This is a genomic window from Janthinobacterium sp. PSPC3-1, from assembly GCF_049896105.1.
Taxonomy (GTDB): domain Bacteria; phylum Pseudomonadota; class Gammaproteobacteria; order Burkholderiales; family Burkholderiaceae_D; genus Janthinobacterium.
In genome coordinates, this window is record NZ_JAFCTQ010000001.1 from 214,175 (window position 1) to 234,257 (window position 20,083).

Annotated in this window: 14 protein-coding genes; all 14 read left to right on the forward strand. The window is 67.1% G+C overall.

The window, feature by feature from the left end:
* Positions 1 to 137: 137 nt before the first annotated feature.
* Positions 138 to 782 (forward strand): hypothetical protein, encoded by a 645-nt coding sequence (locus ACP7B7_RS01020; protein WP_426075474.1) that lies wholly within the window; start codon positions 138 to 140, stop codon positions 780 to 782.
* Positions 783 to 6,668, forward strand: coding sequence for a hypothetical protein (locus ACP7B7_RS01025; RefSeq protein WP_426075475.1), 5,886 nt, complete (start codon positions 783 to 785; stop codon positions 6,666 to 6,668).
* Between the two features lie 373 nt (positions 6,669 to 7,041).
* Positions 7,042 to 7,584: a type VI secretion system contractile sheath small subunit gene (gene tssB, locus ACP7B7_RS01030; RefSeq protein WP_426075476.1), complete on the forward strand. Its 543-nt coding sequence runs from the start codon at positions 7,042 to 7,044 to the stop codon at positions 7,582 to 7,584.
* Between the two features lie 46 nt (positions 7,585 to 7,630).
* The gene (gene tssC / locus ACP7B7_RS01035) at positions 7,631 to 9,127 is read left to right on the forward strand and encodes a type VI secretion system contractile sheath large subunit (RefSeq protein WP_308925015.1); all 1,497 of its coding nucleotides are present in this window, start codon (positions 7,631 to 7,633) and stop codon (positions 9,125 to 9,127) included.
* Positions 9,128 to 9,218: 91 nt separating this feature from the next.
* Positions 9,219 to 9,704 carry an Hcp family type VI secretion system effector gene (locus ACP7B7_RS01040; RefSeq protein ID WP_308925016.1) on the forward strand — a complete coding sequence of 162 codons (486 nt, stop codon included), beginning with the start codon at positions 9,219 to 9,221 and terminating at the stop codon, positions 9,702 to 9,704.
* Positions 9,705 to 9,770: 66 nt separating this feature from the next.
* On the forward strand, positions 9,771 to 10,229 hold the full coding sequence (tssE, locus tag ACP7B7_RS01045; RefSeq protein WP_308925017.1) for a type VI secretion system baseplate subunit TssE: 459 nt from the start codon (positions 9,771 to 9,773) through the stop codon (positions 10,227 to 10,229).
* Positions 10,230 to 10,257: 28 nt separating this feature from the next.
* Positions 10,258 to 12,003, forward strand: coding sequence for a type VI secretion system baseplate subunit TssF (gene tssF / locus ACP7B7_RS01050; protein WP_308925018.1), 1,746 nt, complete (start codon positions 10,258 to 10,260; stop codon positions 12,001 to 12,003).
* Positions 11,991 to 13,094: a type VI secretion system baseplate subunit TssG gene (gene tssG, locus ACP7B7_RS01055; RefSeq protein WP_426075477.1), complete on the forward strand. Its 1,104-nt coding sequence runs from the start codon at positions 11,991 to 11,993 to the stop codon at positions 13,092 to 13,094. The genes tssF and tssG overlap by 13 nt, the downstream gene beginning before the upstream one ends.
* 2 nt (positions 13,095 to 13,096) lie before the next feature.
* Entirely contained in the window at positions 13,097 to 15,796 is a 2,700-nt protein-coding gene (gene tssH / locus ACP7B7_RS01060; protein WP_426075478.1) for a type VI secretion system ATPase TssH, read from the forward strand.
* The gene (locus ACP7B7_RS01065; RefSeq protein ID WP_426075479.1) at positions 15,793 to 17,784 is read left to right on the forward strand and encodes a type VI secretion system Vgr family protein; all 1,992 of its coding nucleotides are present in this window, start codon (positions 15,793 to 15,795) and stop codon (positions 17,782 to 17,784) included. Before tssH ends, ACP7B7_RS01065 begins: the two co-directional genes overlap by 4 nt.
* Before the next feature lie 100 nt (positions 17,785 to 17,884).
* A complete protein-coding gene (locus ACP7B7_RS01070) occupies positions 17,885 to 18,520 on the forward strand; it encodes a toxin-antitoxin system YwqK family antitoxin (RefSeq protein ID WP_426075480.1) in 636 nt (211 codons plus the stop codon).
* Positions 18,521 to 18,907 (forward strand): DUF4280 domain-containing protein, encoded by a 387-nt coding sequence (locus ACP7B7_RS01075; protein ID WP_426075481.1) that lies wholly within the window; start codon positions 18,521 to 18,523, stop codon positions 18,905 to 18,907.
* A 46-nt stretch (positions 18,908 to 18,953) separates the two neighbouring features.
* The gene (locus tag ACP7B7_RS01080; protein ID WP_308925024.1) at positions 18,954 to 19,202 is read left to right on the forward strand and encodes a hypothetical protein; all 249 of its coding nucleotides are present in this window, start codon (positions 18,954 to 18,956) and stop codon (positions 19,200 to 19,202) included.
* On the forward strand, positions 19,199 to 20,080 hold the full coding sequence (locus ACP7B7_RS01085) for a substrate-binding periplasmic protein (protein ID WP_426075482.1): 882 nt from the start codon (positions 19,199 to 19,201) through the stop codon (positions 20,078 to 20,080). The genes ACP7B7_RS01080 and ACP7B7_RS01085 overlap by 4 nt, the downstream gene beginning before the upstream one ends.
* Positions 20,081 to 20,083: the final 3 nt, after the last annotated feature.

Genomic DNA, 20,083 nt, shown 5'->3' on the forward strand with positions numbered 1-20,083 from the left:
ACTCATCATGCAATCACGGAAAGAGAGGATGACGCTTTGTTATCGCCTGGTGTTGTCAAAACGTCTGTTTTTCTTGTCGTTTGCCTTATCCCGTGCCACATGATATTGTCGGCCGACATTATTTCCCTGGGTAGACCATGCTGCATCCTCTGGCCAGTCTCTGGCGCCATTCGGGGCGCGTCACGTTCTACGAATCAGGTGGCCAGGTCGGACAAGCATTATTGCAAGGCGGCGGGCAAGGGTCGGCTTCGGGCTCGCGGCGCCGCTTCGCATCGGGCACCGAGGCGTTCGGCTATCTGCGCTTCTGGGCCGGCGAACCGGCCGCGCGCGCCGAACTGAAATGGGTCTTGCAGCGCTCCGGCCCATCGCTGGCCAGCGCGCATGGCGGGCCCGACGGCTGGATGCATGCGCTGGCCGGGCGCCTGGTCAGCGGCGCCGTGGTGGTGCTCGAGGAAATCAGCCGGCAAGCCATGCCCGGCCGCCTGGTGGCGCCGGCCTCGGCCGCGCTGTCGGCCGCCGCCATTTCCGCGCTGCCGGCGCTGTCCGCCTTGCCTTCCTTGCCGGTGGTGCCCGACCTGTTGCCGGTACTGGAAGACATCCGCATCGAAGGCGCGCAAGTGCTGCCTGAACTGAATCAATCGCTGGCGCAGGTCAAGGGCGCCATCGCCAGCGTCAGCTCGGCTTCGCTGTCGCTGGACCCGGCGCCTACGCGGGTGGCGGCGATCAGGACGGCGCTTGCCAGCGCCACCAGCCAGGCCACCACCACCCTCGGAGCGTTATAAATGAAAGTAGTCGAGCACGCCCTCGAGGTCTTGCCGCAAAGTCCGGTACGCATCGCCGCCGCCGTGCAAACGGCTGGCGATACCATGCTGGAGCAGGGCAACAATTTTGTCAGCGAAGTGAGCGCCTGCGCCGAATCGCTGAAGACCGACATGCTGGCCGTGGCCGAACAGATGAAGGCGATCCCGGCGCTGCTCGATCCGCAGCCCATCCTCGATTGCTGCATCGGCGTGCTGGAAACGGCGGCCGCCGACCTGCGCAAGCTGGCCAGCGACGCGGTCGAGATTCCGCAGCGCCTGCTGGAGCAGGCGGCCGGCGCGCAGAAAGTGGTCGACGCGGCCGGCGACGCGGTTCAGTCGATGAGCACGCTGCTGCCCGAGCTGGCCGATCTGGTGCCCGACTTCGGCGCCCAGCTGCAATTTGTCGACAGCCTGCCGTCGCGCGGCGCGGCGCTGGCCGACCTGGCCACGCGCAGCGGCGCGATGGTCGAGCAATACGGGCGCGACCTGCTGCCCTTGTCGGCGCAGCTGCAAAGCCTGGCGCTGCTGCAGGGCGGCGCCGGTGCCGGTGCAGCGCTGACCGAAACACTGGTGCAACAGGCCGAGCAGCTGCAGGCGGACGCGCTGGCCAAGGTGCAGGCATTGCGCGATACCCTGGACGGCAATGTGGTCGACCTCGACGCCACGCTGCAGGACGCAACCATGCAGGTGGTCGACGCGATCGCCGGCGTGTCCAGCCTGGTCGACCAGAAGGCCGAGGCCCTGCTGGCGCCGCTGCAGGCGCAGATCGACTGGATCGGCGAGGTGCGCGCCGCGCTGGCCGACGAGGCCCAGGCATGCGACCGCCTGTTCGACGAGGGCTGCGCCCAGGTCGACCGGCTGGGGGACATCCTGATGCAGCCGCTGGCCACCGCGCGCGCCCAGGTCGACGTGGTGATCGGCAAGCTGGCCGAGGCCGCCGCCAGCGTCGACGCCATGGTCGCCAAGGCGCGCGTGCCGCTCGACGGCCTCGATGCGCGCGTCGATATCATCACCGAAGCGCTGCGCGGCGTGGTCGAGGTGATCCGCCAGGAAGTGGCGAAGGTGCTGCAGCTGTTGCGCGAACTGGACGACGAGGCGGAAAACGCCAAGATCGCCCTGCGCGCGCTGCCGGAACAATTTGCGCCGGTGCGCAGTGCCATCGCCGACGCCGTCGCCATGCTGGTCGGCGTCAAGAACCAGATCCCGCCGTTCGTCGGCGAGGCCAACAGCGCCCTGAGCCTGGCCGACAATGAACTCGACCAGGCCGCCGCCCTGTGCGCCAGCGCGATCGAGATCTGCACCCGTTACATGATGAAGGCGCCTGGCCTGATGCTGGCCAGGACGCTGTTCGTCGGCCTGCAGGCGATGATCCCGCCGGTAAAAACGGCGATCGCCAGCGCGCGCACCGTGGTCGCCACCGCCGGCACGCAGGCGACCGGCCTGATGGACCAGGCGATCGGCCTGGTCGAGTCGCTCAATCCCTTGCTGGACCAGGCGCTGGCGCAGCTGCAAGTGGCGATCGATGCCTTGCTGGCGCTGCTGGAACAGATGCAGATGGCGCTGCTGCAGGTGGCGACCGCCGCCGAGGCGGTGCCGCCGTTGCTGCAGGAGCAGGTCGAAAAAGCCTGTACGGCGGCCCATGCGGTGCTCGACAAGGTGCGCGCCGCCGTCGACCAGTGCCTGTCGCAATTGCAGTGCGAAGCGCTGGTGCAGCGCTTGCGCCAGGAATTGTCCGATTTGCTGGACCGTACGTTCGCGCCGCTGGAAGCCCAGCTGAACGCGGCCGGCGCGCCGCTCAGGCAGGTGCTTGAAACGGGCAAGGTGCAGGTGGGCAAGGCGGCGACCCTGGCGCAGGACGGCTTGCAAACGCTCGCCGACGCCATCGCCAGCGCGCGCGACATGGCGCGCCAGCCGGTGCAGGCCTTGCACGGCACCTTGCAAACGGCGCAGGACCAGCTCACGTCGGTCAGTGGCGTGGCGCGCCAGCAAGTGCGGCAGGCGGCCGACCAGGCCCTGTCGTACGTCGACCAGGCCTGCCAGGCGATCCAGCGCCTGCGTATCCGCGACGCGGCCGGCCAGCTGGCGCCGTTCGTCCAGTTTTACGACGATGTCGCCGCCACTTTTCAACAGGCGGGCGAACAGGTGCGGCAGGCCGGCGATATCGCGGCCCGGGTCGATGGCTGGCGCACCCAGGCGCAGCAGGCGGCCAGCGATTTGCTGGACGACGTCAAAGGCAAGGCGGCGCAGGCCCTGCAGTCGGTGCAACAGCTTGAAACGGCGTCGAACGACGCCAGCGCCGGCGCGCAAGCCCGGCATGACAGCATCGAGGACGGCGAATCGCCGGAAGCGCAGGTGCGCGCCTCGTTCGATGGCATGCAAAGCGATGCGCAAGGCGTTGCCGACCAAGCCGATGCGGCGCTGGCCAGCATGTCGGGCACGCTCGACGAAGCCAAGTCCGAGTCCGAGACGGTGTCGGTGCCCGATCCGGCCGCCAGCGAGCCGGCGCTGGCCGAATTGCAGTCGCAAGCCGACCAGGCCACGGCGTTGGCCGAACAGGCCAAACAATCCGAGCAGGCGCTGCTGGTGGAAATCGCCAGCTGCGACAGCAGCGTCGGCGCCGCCGCCGACCAGGCCCTGAGCCAGACCACGGCCTGGAAGGACGAAGCGCAAGCGGGCATTGCGCAGGCCATGGCGCAGGTGGAAGGCGTGCAGGCGCAAGTGAATGTGGCGCGTGCCGAAGCGGTCAAGGCCGAGGCCATCGTCGATGCCGAAGTGGTGAAATTTGGTGGTACCTCGACGGCGGCCTATGCGCAGCAAACCGGCGAGCAGGCGGATGCCGCCGCCGCTGCAGGAGCAGGAGCGCAGGCCGCCGCTGGCGGCAGTGCCGGCAATGCGGGCGCCGAAAGCGGCGCCAATAATGCCAATGCCGCCAATGCCGCCAATGCCGCCAATGCCGCCGATGCCGCCGATGCCGACGCTGGCGCGGGCAATGATGGCGTGCCAGGCACGGGCGGTGCCAATCAGGTCAACAATAATGCGGCGGACGCCACCGGCAATCCTGGCGCAGACGGCGCGCAAGGCAATCGCAGCGCCGACAGCGCCACGAATGCCTCGGACGACAACGCGCAGGCGCGCGGCGATGCGGCGGCAGGCGATGCCGCCGCCGGCAATGAAGGCTCCGGCGACGCCGGCAGCCGTGCCGCAAGCGATGCCGGCGCCGATGGCGCTGTGCCACCCAGCACGCAAGCCGGCGACGCCGCCGGCAATGCGAACACGGATACCGGCGCTGAGGCGCTGGTGCGCGCCGGACAAGGCGATGGCGAACCCGCTGACGCCGCCACGCCTGTTGTCGGCGATACCGGCCAGGATGGGGCGCGGTCCGGCGACGATGCGCCACAAGGCGGCGACGCCGGCTTTGCTGCGCGCGATGAGGACACGCCAGCTTTGGATCGCGCAGCGGCCGTGCAGCCCATCACGGCGCCGGACGTGCCGGCGCCGGCCGGTGGCGACGCCGACAGCGACGCGCCAGTGACGCAAGACGCCGCCGCCGGCGACATGCCCGCCAATGCCGCCGTCCTGGCCGCCGCGCTTGCGGCGTCCAGGGCTGGCCTGGGCGCCGTCGCCGCAGACGCCGCCGCCGTGCCGCCCGGCGGCTATGCCGACATGGCCGCCCTGGCGGGCGCCGCTGGCGGTATCGCCGATCTGTCCGCCACCGGCGCTGGCGTCATGGAAGGGGACGCTGGCAAGGGCAGCACTGGTGATGATGCCGGTGCCGGTGCCGGTGCCGGTGCCGATGCCAGCGCCAGCACGGGAGAGGGTGCGCAAGACGATGGCGCCGGCGCGAATCCGGCCGGTGGCGATGCCGATGCCGGCGCCAGCCGGAACGCAGCCGGTGATGGCGCAGCAGGCGATGCCGCCTTCAATGGTGGGGCGGATGATGCCGCAGCCGCCAAGCCCGCCGCCGATGATGCGCAAGCGGGTGATGCGCAAGGTGAGGATGCGCAAGGAGAGAGTGCACAAGCCGATGCGGCGCAGGACAATGACGCTACGCCGCCACCGGCCGCCGTCAATGAAGGGCAGGGCGCCGGCGCCACCCCGGATGCCGCCGGTGCGGCGGACGCGGGCGCCGACAGTGCGCCGCAAGAAGAGAACGCTGCCGCGCAAGCCGGTGCCGAAACGGGCGTGGCCGATGCTAACGCTGGAGCCGAAACCGCAACCGCAACCGAGGCTGACTCCGGCACCGGCACCGGCGCCGCTGCAACGGATGGTGGCACTACAGGTACGGACAGCGCCGGCGCCCAGGATGATGCTGCCGCCAATCAGGCTGCCGCGACCGCTGGGGACGATGCCGGCGCCGCCAATGCCGATGCAGATGCACCGGCACCTGAAACCGACGCGGGTGCGAAGGCTGATGATGGCGCACAAGGCGACAGTGCCGCCGCTAGAACGCAGGGGGGCGAGGCGGCCGAGGAGGAGGCCGGTGGTGGACAGGACGACAGCGCCGCCGCTGAAAAGACCGATGGTTCCGCCACGGCTGGCGCTGGCGCGGCCACGCCGTCCGCCGCTGCCGCTGCCGATGCCTCGGCCGCCGAGGGAAGCGGCACCGAAGGCGGTGCGCCAGCCGAAGGCCCGGGCAACGCCGCCAATCCAGCCAATCCCGCCACTGGCCCTGCTGCCGCCGCGACGGATGCCGGCGCGGGCGCGGGCGCTGACGCGGCGGCACCGTCCGCCGCTGCCGATGAGGCGGCCGCCGAATCAGGCAGCGCCGATAATGGCGACGGCTCCAGCGCCGATGTGGCTGGCAATGGGGCGCCAGCCACATCGGCTACTGCGAATGGCGCGGCTGCCGAAGAGGGCGGCGCCGCTGCCGCCGCCGATGGTGGCGAGGGCGCCCAGGGCGGCAGCGACGCCGCGCAACCGGGCGCCGCCGCCAGCGAGGAACATGCCGGTGCGCAGCCGTCCTCTTCCGCCCCCGCCGATACGGACGCAAATACTGGCAAGCAAGGACAAGAAGCTGAGGACGCGGCCAAAGCCGCCACGGCCGATGCTGCTGATACTGTTGCCGCCACCGCCGATGCGCACGACGCCCACGACGCCCATCCCGCCGCCGCCAGCGAGACAAGCGAGACAAGCGAGACAAGCGAGGCCGGTACGGCGAACAAGGATGGGCACGCCGCCGCCAGCGAGGCGGGCGAGGCCAGCACCAACGCCAGCGCCAGCGCCACCGGCTCCGCGGCGGCGCCAGCAAGCGAGGCCGGCACGCCTGCAGTGACCGATACAAGAACCGATGCCGGAACCGAAACCGGGACCGATACCGGGACCGATACCACGACCGATACCGCCAGCGACACTGCCCACGCCAGCGCCGCCCTGGCGGCGGGCGGTGGCGTGCCAGGCACCGCCGCTCCGGCAAGCACTGCCGCGTCCACCGATGCCGATGCCGATATCGGCGCCGGCCACGCCGGGTTGCCGGCTGCGGCAGCCCCGGTGGCGCCACCGCATGTCGATCCGCATGGCGCGCGCCATGGCGATGCGGCGCCAGCTTCGGCCCAGGCGCCGCGAACGGCGCATGCCGGCGACTGGCGCGGCACGCCGCCGGCCGCGCCGCAGTTGGAGCATGGGCCGCAGATGGGGGACGGATCGCAGATGGAGTACGGTCCGCAGATGGAATACGGGCCGCAGCTGCCGCCCGCGCCGCAGCCGTCCGTCCTGCCAGGCGATGCCGTCGCCGCGCCGGCCGGCCAGCCAGTGGTTCGGACCAGCTGGCGCGGGGGCGCCGAGGTGCCCTGGGATCTGGCCGGCTGGCGCGCCAGATATCTCTCCAAGGTCAGCCGCAAGGTGCTGGGCAAGCTCGATAGCCCGGACTGATGCCGCCCCTGAAACGGTGCTGTGTAAAGTTATGTGAAGAGTCTGCCGGCAGGCTGGCAGGCCGCATGCTTTGCCGTTATTCTTGTTTTTCTAATGCAACTGATTCGTATCACGCAAGCTTTTTCTTCCATTCGGCAGGCATGTGTCGTATCTAAGTCGCAAAAGAACAATTTCGATAAGTTTGTTGATCGAGTGCAAATAAACTTGTTCAAAATTAGTTTTTCCATTTATCATTATTTGGTTGTTGGAAGAAATATCGATTGATACCGTTGCGGGGCCTGCAAAGTCGCGGCACGGCGGGCGTGATGCCTGTTTTGCGGTGTTTTGTTGATTTTTCGCCCCGCCCGCCACTAGTCACCATGTGAGGGTGTGAATGTCAGGCAGCTTACAAAAATGGGTAGGACGTAATCGTCCACCTCGTGTGCAAATCACGTACGATGTCGAAGTTGGCGATGCCAGCGAGAAAAAAGAATTGCCATTGGTTGTAGGCTTGTTGGCAGATCTTTCCGGGCAGCCATTGGTGCCCCCAGCGAAACTCAAATCGCGTCGCCTGATCGAAATTGACGGCGAAAACTTCAACGAAGTCATGAGCAATATTGCTCCCCGCCTCGATCTGTCCGTTCCGGACACCTACAAGGGCCAGGGCAATCTCAAGGTGGAACTGAACTTCACCTCCTTCGAACATTTCCATCCTGAAGCAATCGTTGCGCAAGTGCCGCGTCTGGCCAAATTGCTGGAAGTGCGCCAGCAATTGCGTGACCTGCTTGGCAAGCTCGACGGAAACGATGAGCTCGACTCCCTGCTGGAAAACATCATCCAGAATACAGAGGAGCTCAAGACGCTCAAGGGCCAGGGAGCAGGTGCGACAGCTCCGGCGGCGTCAAGCGAGCCTGAAGCTGAAGTGGCGCCTTCCTGATAGCGTGCTGCACGCTTCCCTCAATTCGTTTACAGAGAGCTAAATCATGGCCACCAATCAATCCGCCAAAGGCGGTGCCGGCAAGTCCGTCGAGTCCGCCGGCGAGCTGAGCCTGCTGGACCGTATCGTCCAGGAAGGCAAGATGGCAATCGAGCCATCGCAAGACGCATACGCAAAAAAACTGCTGGGACAATTCGCGACCCAGGTGCTGGACGAAGGCATGAAGACGGCGCCGAACAAGGGCGTCGTCGCGATGATCAACGAGCGCATCGCCGAGATCGACAAGATCCTCAGCGACCAGCTCAACGCGCTGATGCACCATCCTGACTTCCAGAAGCTGGAAGGCTCGTGGCGCGGCCTGCACGACATGGTACACGGCACCGAAACCGGTACCAACCTCAAGCTGCGCCTGCTGAACGTGTCGAAGAAAGAGCTGCTGAAAGACCTGGAAGGCGCTGTCGACCACGACATGAGCGTCCTGTTCAAGAAGCTCTACGAAGAAGAATACGGCACCTTCGGCGGCCATCCGTACTCGCTGCTGATCGGCGACTACTATTTTGGCCGCGATCCGCAAGACATCGCCTTGCTCGAACGCCTGTCGAAAGTGGCCGCCGCAGCCCATGCGCCACTGATCACCGCCGCCGCACCGTCGCTGTTCGACATGACCGAGTTCACCGACCTGGGTGTGCCGCGCGATCTGTCGAAGATCTTCGAAAGCGCTGAAATGGCCTCCTGGCGCAGCTTCCGCGATTCGGAAGACTCGCGTTATGTCGCCATGGTGCTGCCACGCTACGCGGCACGCCTGCCGTACGGCGCCAAGACGGTACCGGTCGAAAACTTCAGCTTCGAGGAAGACGTCGACGGCCGCGATCATGGCAAATACCTGTGGGCCAACTCGGCTTACCAGCTGGGCCTGCGCATCACCGACGCCTACGCCAAGTACAACTGGACCACGGCGATCCGCGGTGTCGAAGGCGGCGGCAAGATTGCCGGCATGACGGCGCACACCTACAAGACCGATGAAGGCGACGTCGTGCTCAAGTGCCCGACCGAGGTGTCGATCACCGACCGCCGCGAAAAGGAATTGAACGACCTCGGTTTCATCGCCGCCGTCAACGCCAAGGGTACCGACTTCGCCGCCTTCTTCGGTGGCCAGACGGTCAACAAGCCGAAGGTGTACAACCTCGACACGGCCAACGCCAACGCGGCGCTGTCGTCGCGCCTGCCGTATGTGCTGGCCGCGTCGCGCTTCGCGCACTACATCAAGGTGATGATGCGCGACAAGGTCGGCAGCTTCCAGACCCGCCAGGGCGTGGAAAGCTACCTCGGCGAATGGCTCAGTTCGTATGTGCTGCTCAGCCCGAATGCGACGCAAGGTGAAAAAGCCCGCTTCCCGCTGGCCGAAGGACGTGTCGATGTCACCGAAGTGCCGGGCAAGCCTGGCGTGTATTCGGCCACCGTGTTCCTGCGTCCGCACTTCCAGATGGAAGAGCTGACCACCTCGATCCGCCTGGTTGCCGAACTGCCGGCGTCGGTCGGCTGACGGCTGGCCGGTCCGCGTTCAACCTGACGTCCCCTCAACGCCGGCAGCTGGCATGGCCGCCGGCGTTGTTTATCAAATTTGGAGCCAGTAAATGTCTGACGTACTTATTCTGGACTTAGGTCCTTCGATCATCGGCAACTGCCAGGTGGTCGGCTATGTGGGCAAGATCATCGTCCATTCGTATTCGCACGGCGCATCGATTCCCCTGCAAATGGACTCGGCCAACACCGAGCGTACCGCCGGCCGTCCGGTGTTTTCGGAAATGTCGTTTTCGAAGATGGCCGACCTGGCCACCACGGAAATGTACAAGGCTTGTACCCAGGGCAGCAAGATCGGTACCGCCACCCTGTACGTGGGCCGGGTTGAAAATGGCAAGTACATGGGCTTTTTCGTCTACTCGATGACGCACGCCATGATTTCCAATATCAGCACCTCGGGCGGTGGCGGCATTCCAAGCGACTCCTTCTCGATCTCCTTTACCAAGATCAAGTGCGACTTCACCCAGCAGCAGTCGGATTCGACCGCCAAGGGCACCGGCACCTGGAACTGGAACCTGGAGACGATGAAATCGGATTGATGTCGAGGCGGCCGCCTGGCGGCGCCGCCATGGTTGGCCCCTCTCTCTTTCTGATTGCTCCGAATTATGTCCAAAGCCATCACCGCGTCGCTCGTTCCGCTGTTTGACCGACTCACCGGCATGTCCGCTTCGGCCGATGGCAGGCTGCTCGACGGCGGCGGCTTGCAGCAATCGCTGCAACTCGACCTGCTGCGCTTGTTCAATATCCGCAACGCCCTGTCGATACACGACTACCTCCAGGCCGAACCCGCGCTGCTGCCGTTCGGCCTGCCCGACATGCAAGCCCTGTCGGCCCGCTCGGAACAGGATCTCGACTTGTGGACGGCCGTCCTGGAGCGCTGCCTGGCGCGCTTCGAACCGCGCCTGTCGCATGTGAAGGTGGTGCTGCGTCCCGATCCGCACAAGCCGCATGCCGCGCACGCCGACATCAGCGCCGTAGTGAAGCTGGGCAGCCAGCTGTGCCGCGTCAATTTCGATGTCGCCGTCGACGCCCGCTCGGCCGCGTTGCAGGCGCTGGCCGCGTGAAAGGTCCGGTGCTGCCTTGAGCGACGACATGCTGGAATACTATCGGCGCGAACTCGATTACCTGCGCACCCAGTCGGCCGACTTCGCCGCGCGCTACCCGAAGGTGGCGCAGCGCCTGGTGCTGAGCGGCGACGAGTCGGCCGATCCGCATACCGAACGCCTGATCGAATCGGTGGCCTTTTTGACGGCCCGCGTGCACCGCGACCTCGACCGCGATTTTCCCGCCGTCGCCTCGGCCATGCTGGACAATCTGTGCCCCAGCCTGACCCAGCCCGTGCCGGCCATGACGGTGGTGCAGATGCGCCTCGATGCGTCGCAGGGCAAGGTCATGGCCGGCATGCCGGTGGCGCGCGGCACGACCTTGTCGACCACCGCCGCCAGCGGCGAAAACTGCCGCTTCCAGGTCGCCTGGGACACCACCCTGTGGCCGCTGTCGGTGGCCGCCATCAAGCTTGAAGACACGCGCACCTTGCGCCTCGACCTGCGCTGCGACGCCGGGGTCGACGTGGCCGAACTCGAACTGGCTACCTTGCGCCTGCACCTGGCCGGCGACCTGCTGACCACCATGCCGCTGCATGAACTGCTGATCAGCGAACTCGAATGCATCGAATTGCTGCCCGGTGGCGGCGGCGTGCATCGCTTCGGTCCCGACAGCCTGGTCGAGGTGGGCTTCGACGAAGACCAGGCGATCCTGGCGCAGCCGGCGCACGCCCATCCGGCTTACGCCCTGCTGCAGGAGTATTTTGCGTTTCCCCGCAAATTCCAGTTTTTCGACCTGAGGGGCTTGCGCGGCCGCCTGGGCGCCGGCGCCGGCTTTTCGCTGCGCTTCGTGTTCAACCGCAGCGCGCGCGTGCTGGCGCAATTGAGCGCCGACACCTTCCGCCTCGGCTGCGTGCCGGCGGTGAACCTGTTCAAGGTGACCAGCGAACCGCTGCGCCTGGACCGGCGCCAGTATGAATACCTGTTGATCCCCGACTACCAGCGCGACAGCATGATGGAAGTCCATTCGGTGCTGTCGGTCACGCTGTCGGACCAGCGCACCGAGCGCGCCCGCGTCATTCCCAGCATGTTCGCCGAATCGGAACCGGACGCCGGTGGCGCGGCCGACGACGTGTTCTGGTCGCTGCGCCGCGAGATGAGCCTGCGCAAAGGCATCAACGGCAGCGATGTGTATCTGAGTTTCGTCGACCGCGGCAATGTGCGCGCCGATCCGGGCGAGCCGGTGGTGTACGCCCAGCTGCTGTGCACCAACCGCAACCTGGCCGAGCAGATCGGGCCGGGCACGCGCTTCTACGGCGAGGGCATGTCGTCGTCGACCGATATCCGCGCGCTGTACCAGCCCAGCATGCAGCGCGCGCCGGTGCTCGAGGCCAAGGCCCTGTGGTCGCTGGTGTCGCTGCTGCGCCTGAATCACCGCTCGCTGGTCGACGGCAGCACCGGCGTGCAGACGCTGCAGCAGATGCTGATGCTGTTCGCCGGCGAAACCGCGCGCGACCAGGGCCAGGTGCGCGGCGTGAAAAGCCTGCTGGCCACGCCGGCCACCACCCGCGTGGGCCGCGATACCTGGCGCGGCCATTGCCGTGGCACCGACATCGTGCTCGAATTCGACGCCGACGCCTTTGTCGGCACCTCGCCGCTGGTGCTGGCCGGCGTGCTGTCGCGCTTTTTCGCCCTGTACACCTCGGCCAATTCCTTCGTGCGCCTGGCGGTCTGGCGCAATGGCGAGCCGTGGATGCAATGGCCGGCCATGAGTGGACGACAATGCCTGATCTGATCGAACAGCTGCGCCAGGCGCCGCAGACCTTCAACCTGTTCCAGGCGCTCAGCATCCTCGAGCGCAGCGAACCGGCGCGCGCCGCGCTGGGCACCTCGGTCGGGCTCGATGAAAGCGTGCGCCTGGTGGCGCAGATCGGCATGGGTTTTGCGCCCAGCGACCTGGCGGCGCTGGAGGACAGCGGCCGGCCCGGCCCGCCGCTGACCCTGGCCTCGACGGTGCTGTCGCTGGCCGGCGCGCATGGTCCGCTGCCGATGCCGTACACCGAAATGCTGCTCGAACGGCGCCGCCTGCGCGACCCGGCCGGGCTGGAGTTCCTCGATATTTTCAATCAGCGCCTGCTGGCCTTTCTGTACCGCAGCCGGCGCAAGCACCATCCGGCGCTGGCCGGCGGCGACCTCGCCAGCGCGCCGCTGGTGCGCTGCCTCGATGCGCTGGCCAGCCTGGGACGCACCGCGGACGACGCCGACCAGGCCGGCGCGCGCGGCCCGCACGGCGAACAGGCCTGGCTGCGCCATGCCGCCGTGCAGGGCGCCGCGCCGCGTTCGATGACCTCGCTGCTGGCGGTGGTGCGCGACCGCCTCGGCATCCATTTCACCGGCAAGCAATTCGTCGGCGGCTGGCATGCGCTGGCGCTGCAGGACCGCGCCCGCCTGCACAGCCAGGGCAAGCCGGCCGGCCGCCTGGCCGGGCTGGGCATGGGCGCCAGCCTGGGCGCGCGCGCCTGGGACCAGGGCGCCGGCCTGGCGCTGGACGCGCCGCCGCTGGCGCCGCCGCAATTTGCAGCCCTGCTCAAGGGCGGCAAGACGCATGGCCTGCTGCACTGGCTGGTGGCGCGCCACTTGCAAAGCGACCTCGATGTCGAACTCAAGCTGCAGCTGGCGGTGCGGCCAATGACCCGCCTGGCCGCGTCCGCGCCTGCCACCCGGCCGGTGGCGGCCATCACGGCGGCCATCACGGCGGCCACGCTGGCGCCACGGCTGGGCCTGAGCGCCTGGCTGTGCAGCCCCGGCGACGCGCCGCGCCCGGCCGGCGTGGTGTACCAGCAACCACGTTTCCGCCTGTCCGCCAACGCTACAGAAAGCACCTGACGATGGACATCGATATCCGCACGCTGTTATTGAAGCTCAATCCCGAATGCAAGCGCGCCATGGGCGAGGCGGCCGAATTGTGCGTGCGGCAGACGCAGTTCAATGTCGAACTGGAGCACCTGCTGTTCGCGCTGCTGCAGGCGCAGGCGCCCGACTTCGGCGTGATCCTGCGCCGCTTTGGCGTCAACGACAGCGCGGTCACGGCACAGCTGCAGCACAGCATGGATGGCTACAAGCGCGGCAATGGCCGCACGCCGGCGCTGTCGGCCCATTTCATCGCGCTGTTCCAGCAGGCCTGGACCCTGGGCTCCCTGCTGCTGGGCGCACAGCAGGTACGCTCGGGCACGATCCTGCTGGCGATGCTGGAAGTGGACAGCCTGCGCGGCATGCTGATCGACAGCGCGCCGGAATTGCTGAAGATTCCGCGCGAGCAGCTGAAAAACGAACTGGCGGCGTTGCTGGCCGATTCGGCCGAAGACGCCGGCCAGGCCGGCACGCCGGCAGCCGCCGCCAGCGTCGCCGCTGCGCCTGGCGTGTCCGCTGCGGCGGGCCAGACGCCGGCGCTCGACCAGTACACGGTCGACCTGACGGCGCAGGCGCGCGCCGGCGCCATCGATCCGATCCGCGGCCGCGACGCCGAGATCCGCCAGATCGTCGATATCCTGCTGCGGCGGCGCCAGAACAATCCCATTCTCACCGGCGAGGCCGGCGTCGGCAAGACCGCCGTCGTCGAAGGTTTTGCGCAGCGCATCGCGCAGGGCCTGGTGCCGCCGTCGCTGGCCAACGCGGTCGTGCGCTCGCTCGACCTGGCCCTGCTGCAGGCCGGCGCCGGCATCAAGGGCGAATTCGAAAACCGGTTGAAATCGGTGATCGCCGAAGTGCGCGCCTCGAGCACGCCCATCATCCTGTTTATCGACGAGGCGCACCAGCTGATCGGCGCGGGCGGCATGGAAGGGCAGGGCGACGCCGCCAATCTGCTCAAACCGGCGCTGGCGCGCGGCGAATTGCGCACCATCGCCGCCACCACCTGGGCCGAATACAAGAAATACGTCGAGCGCGACCCCGCGCTGGCGCGCCGCTTCCAGGTGGTCAAGGTCGAGGAACCGGAACCCGATGCGGCTGTTGGCATGTTGCGCGGCATGGTGGCCACCCTGGAACAGCACCATGGCGTGGAAATCCTCGATGAGGCGGTGATGGACGCGGTGCGCCTGTCGCACCGTTATATCAGCGGGCGCCAGCTGCCCGACAAGGCGATCAGCGTGCTCGACACGGCCTGCGCGCGGGTCGCCGTGGGCCAGGCCGGCGCGCCGCCGCAGCTCGAAGCGCTGGAACACGATATCGTGCTGGCGGACGAAGCGTTGCAGATCGCGCGGCGCCAGCATGCGCGCGGTGAGGAGCGCGGCGAGGCGATCGCCAAGCTGGGCGTGCAGCTGGCCGCCTTGCGCAAGCGCCAGGCCACCTTGAGCGCCAAGCTGGCCGAGGAACGCGGCGCGGTCGACGAGATCCTGGCGCTGCGCCGCGCGATTGCCGCCGATAGCGCGCAGGCCGGCGGCGTGATCGACGAAGAGGAGCGCGGCTCGCGCGGCGCGCAATTGCAGCGCCTGCAAAAAGGCCTGGAAACGATCCAGGAAGACGAACCGCTGGTGCCGGTGTGCGTCGATTCGCGCATCGTCGCCGACGTCATCTCCGGCTGGACCGGCATCCCGGTCGGCAAGATGATGGCCGATGAAATCCATACCGTGCTGCAGCTCAAGGAGCGCCTGTCGGACCGCGTGGTCGGCCAGGACCAGGCGCTCGACGCGATCGCGCGCCGCGTGCGCACCTTCCGCGCCGAACTGGACGATCCGGGCAAGCCGGTGGGCGTGTTCATGCTGGTCGGCCCCAGCGGCGTGGGCAAGACCGAGACCGCCTTCGCGCTGGCCGACATGCTGTATGGCGGCGAGCGCAATATGGTCACCATCAATATGTCCGAGTTCCAGGAAGCCCATTCGATCTCCAGCCTGAAAGGCGCGCCGCCCGGCTATGTTGGCTACGGCAAGGGCGGCGTGCTGACCGAGGCGGTGCGCCGCCGGCCGTACAGCGTGGTGCTGCTCGACGAAATGGAAAAGGCCCACCCCGACGTGCTCGAGATGTTCTTCCAGGTGTTCGACAAGGGCACCATGGAGGATGGCGAAGGCATTTCGATCGACTTCAAGAATACCCTGATCCTGCTGACCTCGAATGCGGCCCAGGACGTCATCACCCAGGCCTGCGCGGGCGGCCAGCGGCCCGACGTGCCGCAGCTGACCGAGCAGCTGCGCGCGGCCCTGCTGGGCCAGTTCAGCCCGGCCTTTCTGGGGCGCCTGGTGCTGGTGCCGTATTATCCGCTCGGTGACGAGCAGATCCGCAATATCGTCGACCTGAAGCTGGCCAAGCTGGCCGCGCGCTTCAAGGAAAACCACCACGCCCGCTTCACCTGGGATGATCATGTCACCGAGGTCGTCACGGCGCGCTGCACGGAAGTTGACAGCGGCGCGCGCAATATCGATTTCATCCTCACGCAATCGGTGCTGCCGCTGCTGTCCTCCCTGGTGCTCGAGCGCATGTCGCTGCTCAAACCGTTCACGGCGGTGCACATGAGCGTCGGCCCCGACCAGCAGTTCCGCTACGCCTTCCGCGACGAACCGCAGCGCGCGCCGGCGGGCACGGCGGGAGCGGCATGAGGACCGGCTTCACGCAGGCGGGCGGCTTCCTGTCGGTCAAGTCGCCATTCGGCGCCGACGACCTGCTGCTCGACGCCGTCGAAGGCAGCGAAGGCATTTCGGAGCTGTTCAAGTTCCACCTGCATATGCGGTCGAGCAGCACCAGCCTCGCCGCCGCCACCATCGTCGGCAAGAGCGTGACGGTGACCATGACCCTGGAGGGCGGCACCACGCGCTACATCACGGGCATGGTGTCGCGCTTTATCCAGAGCGGCTACGACCGCGACTTCGCCAGCTACGAAGCGGAACTGGTGCCGATGCTGTGGCTGCTGACCCTGTCGCGCGACCGCAAGATCTACCAGGCCAAGAGCGTCACGCAAATCATCGCTGCCGTGCTGGGCGACTTTTCCATCACCTTCGACGACCAGACCACGCAGACCTATGCGGCGCTCGACTACTGCGTGCAGTACGACGAGACCGCCTTCGACTTCATCAGCCGGCTGATGGAGCAGGCCGGCATCTTTTACTTTTTCACGTTTACCAGCAGCGGCCACACCATGGTGCTGGCCGACGCCAGCGCCGCCTTCGCCGATTGCGCCGGCGGCGCCGCGGTGCGCTTCTTTCCGCGCACCGGCATGTATAACGCGATCGACACGGTCTCGCGCTTCGCCTGGGAGAACACCATCGCGGTGAAGAAGGCGACCGTCAACGACTACGATTTCATCAAGCCCAGCACCTCGCTCGAAGGCACGCATTCGGCCACCGGCGGCAAGGGCGAAGTGTACGAATTCGCCACCGGCCACCTGGCCGTCGCCGCCGCCACGGCGCTGGCCAAGCTGCGCGTCGAGGCCAGCCAGGTGAATGCCGAAGTGCTGCGCGGCGACAGTTTTTGCTACCCCTTCCGCGCCGGCAGCAAGTTCACCCTGTCCGAGCATTTCGTCACGTCGCTGAACGCGGCCTTCGTGCTGCGCCGCGTGCACCATACGGCGCGCGACGAGCTGTACACCAATTCCTTCGAGGCGTTTCCGGCCACCGTGCCGTTTCGCCCGCCGGTGCAGACGGCGCGCCCGCGCGCGGTCGGCTGCGAGACGGCGCTGGTGGTCGGCCCCAGCGGCGAAGAAATCTGGACCGACAAATACGGCCGCATCAAGGTGCAGTTCCCGTGGGACCGCGACGGCGTCAAGGACGACAAGAGCTCGACCTGGCTGCGGGTGGCGCAATCGATGGCCGGCAACAGCTTCGGCGCGCTGGTCCTGCCGCGCATCGGCCAGGAGGTGGTGGTGACCTACCTGAACGGCGACCCGGAGCGGCCGCTGGTGACCGGCTCGGTCTACAACGGCGAAAACGCCACGCCGGCCACGCTGCCGGCCAACCAAACCCAGAGCATCCTGCGCAGCCGCTCGTCGAAACAGGGCACGGCCGGCAACGAGTTGCGCTTCGAGGACAAGAAGGACGCCGAAGAGCTGTACCTGCATGCGCAAAAGGACATGCTGACCGAGATCGAGGACGCGCTGACGACGACCATCAAGAAGGGCGCCGAAATCCATACCCTGCAGGAAGGCGACCGCACGGTCGACGTACAGAAGGGCAAGGAAATCCACAACGTCAAGACGACCCGCACGCTGAAGATCGACGGCGACGAAAGCCACACCAGCGGCGCCGATTTTACCCACAAGGTGACGGGCGACTATGCGCTGACGATCGACGGCAAGCTCAGCATCACCGTGACGGGCGGCATCACCATCACGTCCAGCGCGGCCATCACGCTCGACGCCAGCACGTCGCTGACGGCCAAGGCCGGCACCGCCTACAGCGCCAAGGGCGGCACCACCATGATCAACGAAGCGGGCACCAACCTGACCAACAAGGCCGGCATGAAACTGCTGAACCAGGGCGGCGTGCAGCTCGACAGCAAGGCGCCCATCATCAACAGCAAGGCCGACGCGATGCAAACCGTCGAGGCCGGCGCCATGCTGACGCTCAAGGGCGCCCTGGCGAAGGTGAACTGATATCGACACCCATCCATCAGCGGGCGCCGGCGCCGCGCCGCCAAGCTCGTCACCAGAAACCGATCTGCTGGTCGAAGAGCACGCCGACGACGGCCGCCTGGTGCAGCGCTGCACGATGCGCGGCGGGGTGCTGCACGGCCCGCTGGAACAGTTCGGCGCGCAGGGCCAGCTGCTGGTCAAGACGTTTTTCGAGCACGGCAAGATGCACGGCCCGATGGCGGTGTTCGACGAAGACGGCCTGCCGGTGCAGAAGTCGCAGTTTCGCGAGGGCCTGGCGCACGGCCCCATGGAGGTGTATGTGCATGGCCGCTGCGTGTCGCGCCAGACCATGGTCAAGGGCGTGGCCAGCGGGCCGGCGCTGTCGTATGACGAGGCGGGCAACCTGACGGCCAGGCTGCATCTGCTCGAAGGCCAGATCCACGGCCCCGCCGAATTTTTCCACCAGGGGCAACTGGTGCGCAAGGCGGTGTACCAGGGCGGCCTGCTCGAGGGCGCCTCGGTCGACTACGACGCCGAAGGCAGCGTGGTGCAGGCCTGCGTGTACCGCGCCAACCTGCTGCACGGCCCGCTGCGCCGCTACTGGCCCGACGGCACCCTGATGGAAGAAGTGCATTACCAGGACGGCAAACTGGTGGGGGCGCCGGCGCGGTTCGATGCCAAAGGACGCCGCACCGACAACAACGAGGCGACGCCGGCCTTGCTGGAGCGCATACACAAACTGGTGAGAGGTCAATGAATGGGACAACAAGTATGCATGGGAGCAATGCTGACCTGTACCTTCGGCGCGGCGCCGGGCTCGATGATGGTGTTGCCGATGAACCTGGTGCTGACCGGCGTGCCGGACGCCAACATCATGGACAACAAGCCGATGATGAACGTGCTGCCTTTCGGCATGTGCATGTCGATGTCGAATCCGATGGTGATCGCCGCCACCGCCGCCGCGCTGGGCGTGCCGACGCCGATGCCGTGCATCCCGATGACGATGGCGCCGTGGGTGCCCGGTTCGCCGACGGTGTTGCTGGGCAATATGCCGGCGCTGAACAATTCATCGAAGCTGATGTGCATGTGGGGCGGCGTGATCGGCGTCACGATGCCCGGCCAATTTACCGTTGCCGTGCCGTGAAACGCGGCCACCCAAGTTTGAACCATCCTGACCACGAATGCCCGACATGAACTACAAATTTTCCCTCACGCCACGTTTGATATCGCTGGCGATCTTTTCCGCCATCGCCCTGATGGTGCTCCTGTTCGCGCTCGGCTACCAGGTCGGCAAGAGCAGCGCGCCGGCGCCGCAGGTGGAGGGCCGCCTGGTCGACCAGGCCGAACAGCGTGCGGAACGGCGCGTGGAACAGCGCCTCGGCGCCGCCACTGCACCGCTGGCCGCGCCCGTGCGCGAGCTGCAGAAAGTGGCGCCATGAAGCACGTGTATTACTTCGTGGCCGCGCTAAGCCTGGGCTGGACCTTGTTGTCGGCGCCGGCGCCGGCGCTGGCCGCCGCCCCGGCCGCGCCCGCCGCAGTGGCGCCGGCGCGCATTTCGCCGCTGGTCAAGGTGCCGGACGGGCGCATGCTGGCGCCCGATATCGCGCGCGTCGTCAGCCAGGGCGAACTGGTGGTGGCCATGCTGGCGATCGACAATCCGCCGTTCTTTTCGGTCAGGAACGGCGCCCTGGTCGGTACCGATGTCGACCTGGCCAGGCGCATCGCCGCCGCGCTGGCCGTGCCGGTACGGTTCGACCGCAGCGCCACCACGTTTGACGCGGTGGCCGAGACGGTGGCGTCGGGCCAGGCCGACCTGGGCATCAGCCGCATGGCGCGCACGCTCAAGCGCAGCCAGGTGGTGCAGTTTTCCGATACCTACATGCGGCTCGGCCATGCCTTGCTGATCAACCGCGTGCGCTTTGCCACGCTGGCCGGCGACCAGCCGCTGCCGCAGGTGATCCGCAATTTCAGCGGCCGCATCGGCGTGATCGCCGACTCCTCGTGGGAAGAGTTCGGCAAGCGCAATTTTCCGCGTGCGACCCTGGTGCGCTACAAGACGTGGGCCGAAGTGGTCAGGGCGGCCAAGGCGGGCGAGGTGGTGGCCGCCTACCGCGACGAGCTGGAAGTGATGCAGATCGTGCGCAGCGACCCGAGCCTGGCGCTGTCGCTGCGCACCGTCACCTTTGACGACCTCGAGTCGCCGCTGCGCGTGATGGTGGGCATCCGCGACACCACCATGCTGGCCTTTGTCAACGAAGTCATTGCGCAGTGGCCCGACAAGCCCACCGTCAGCAGTGTGCTCAAATCGATCAAATAAGAG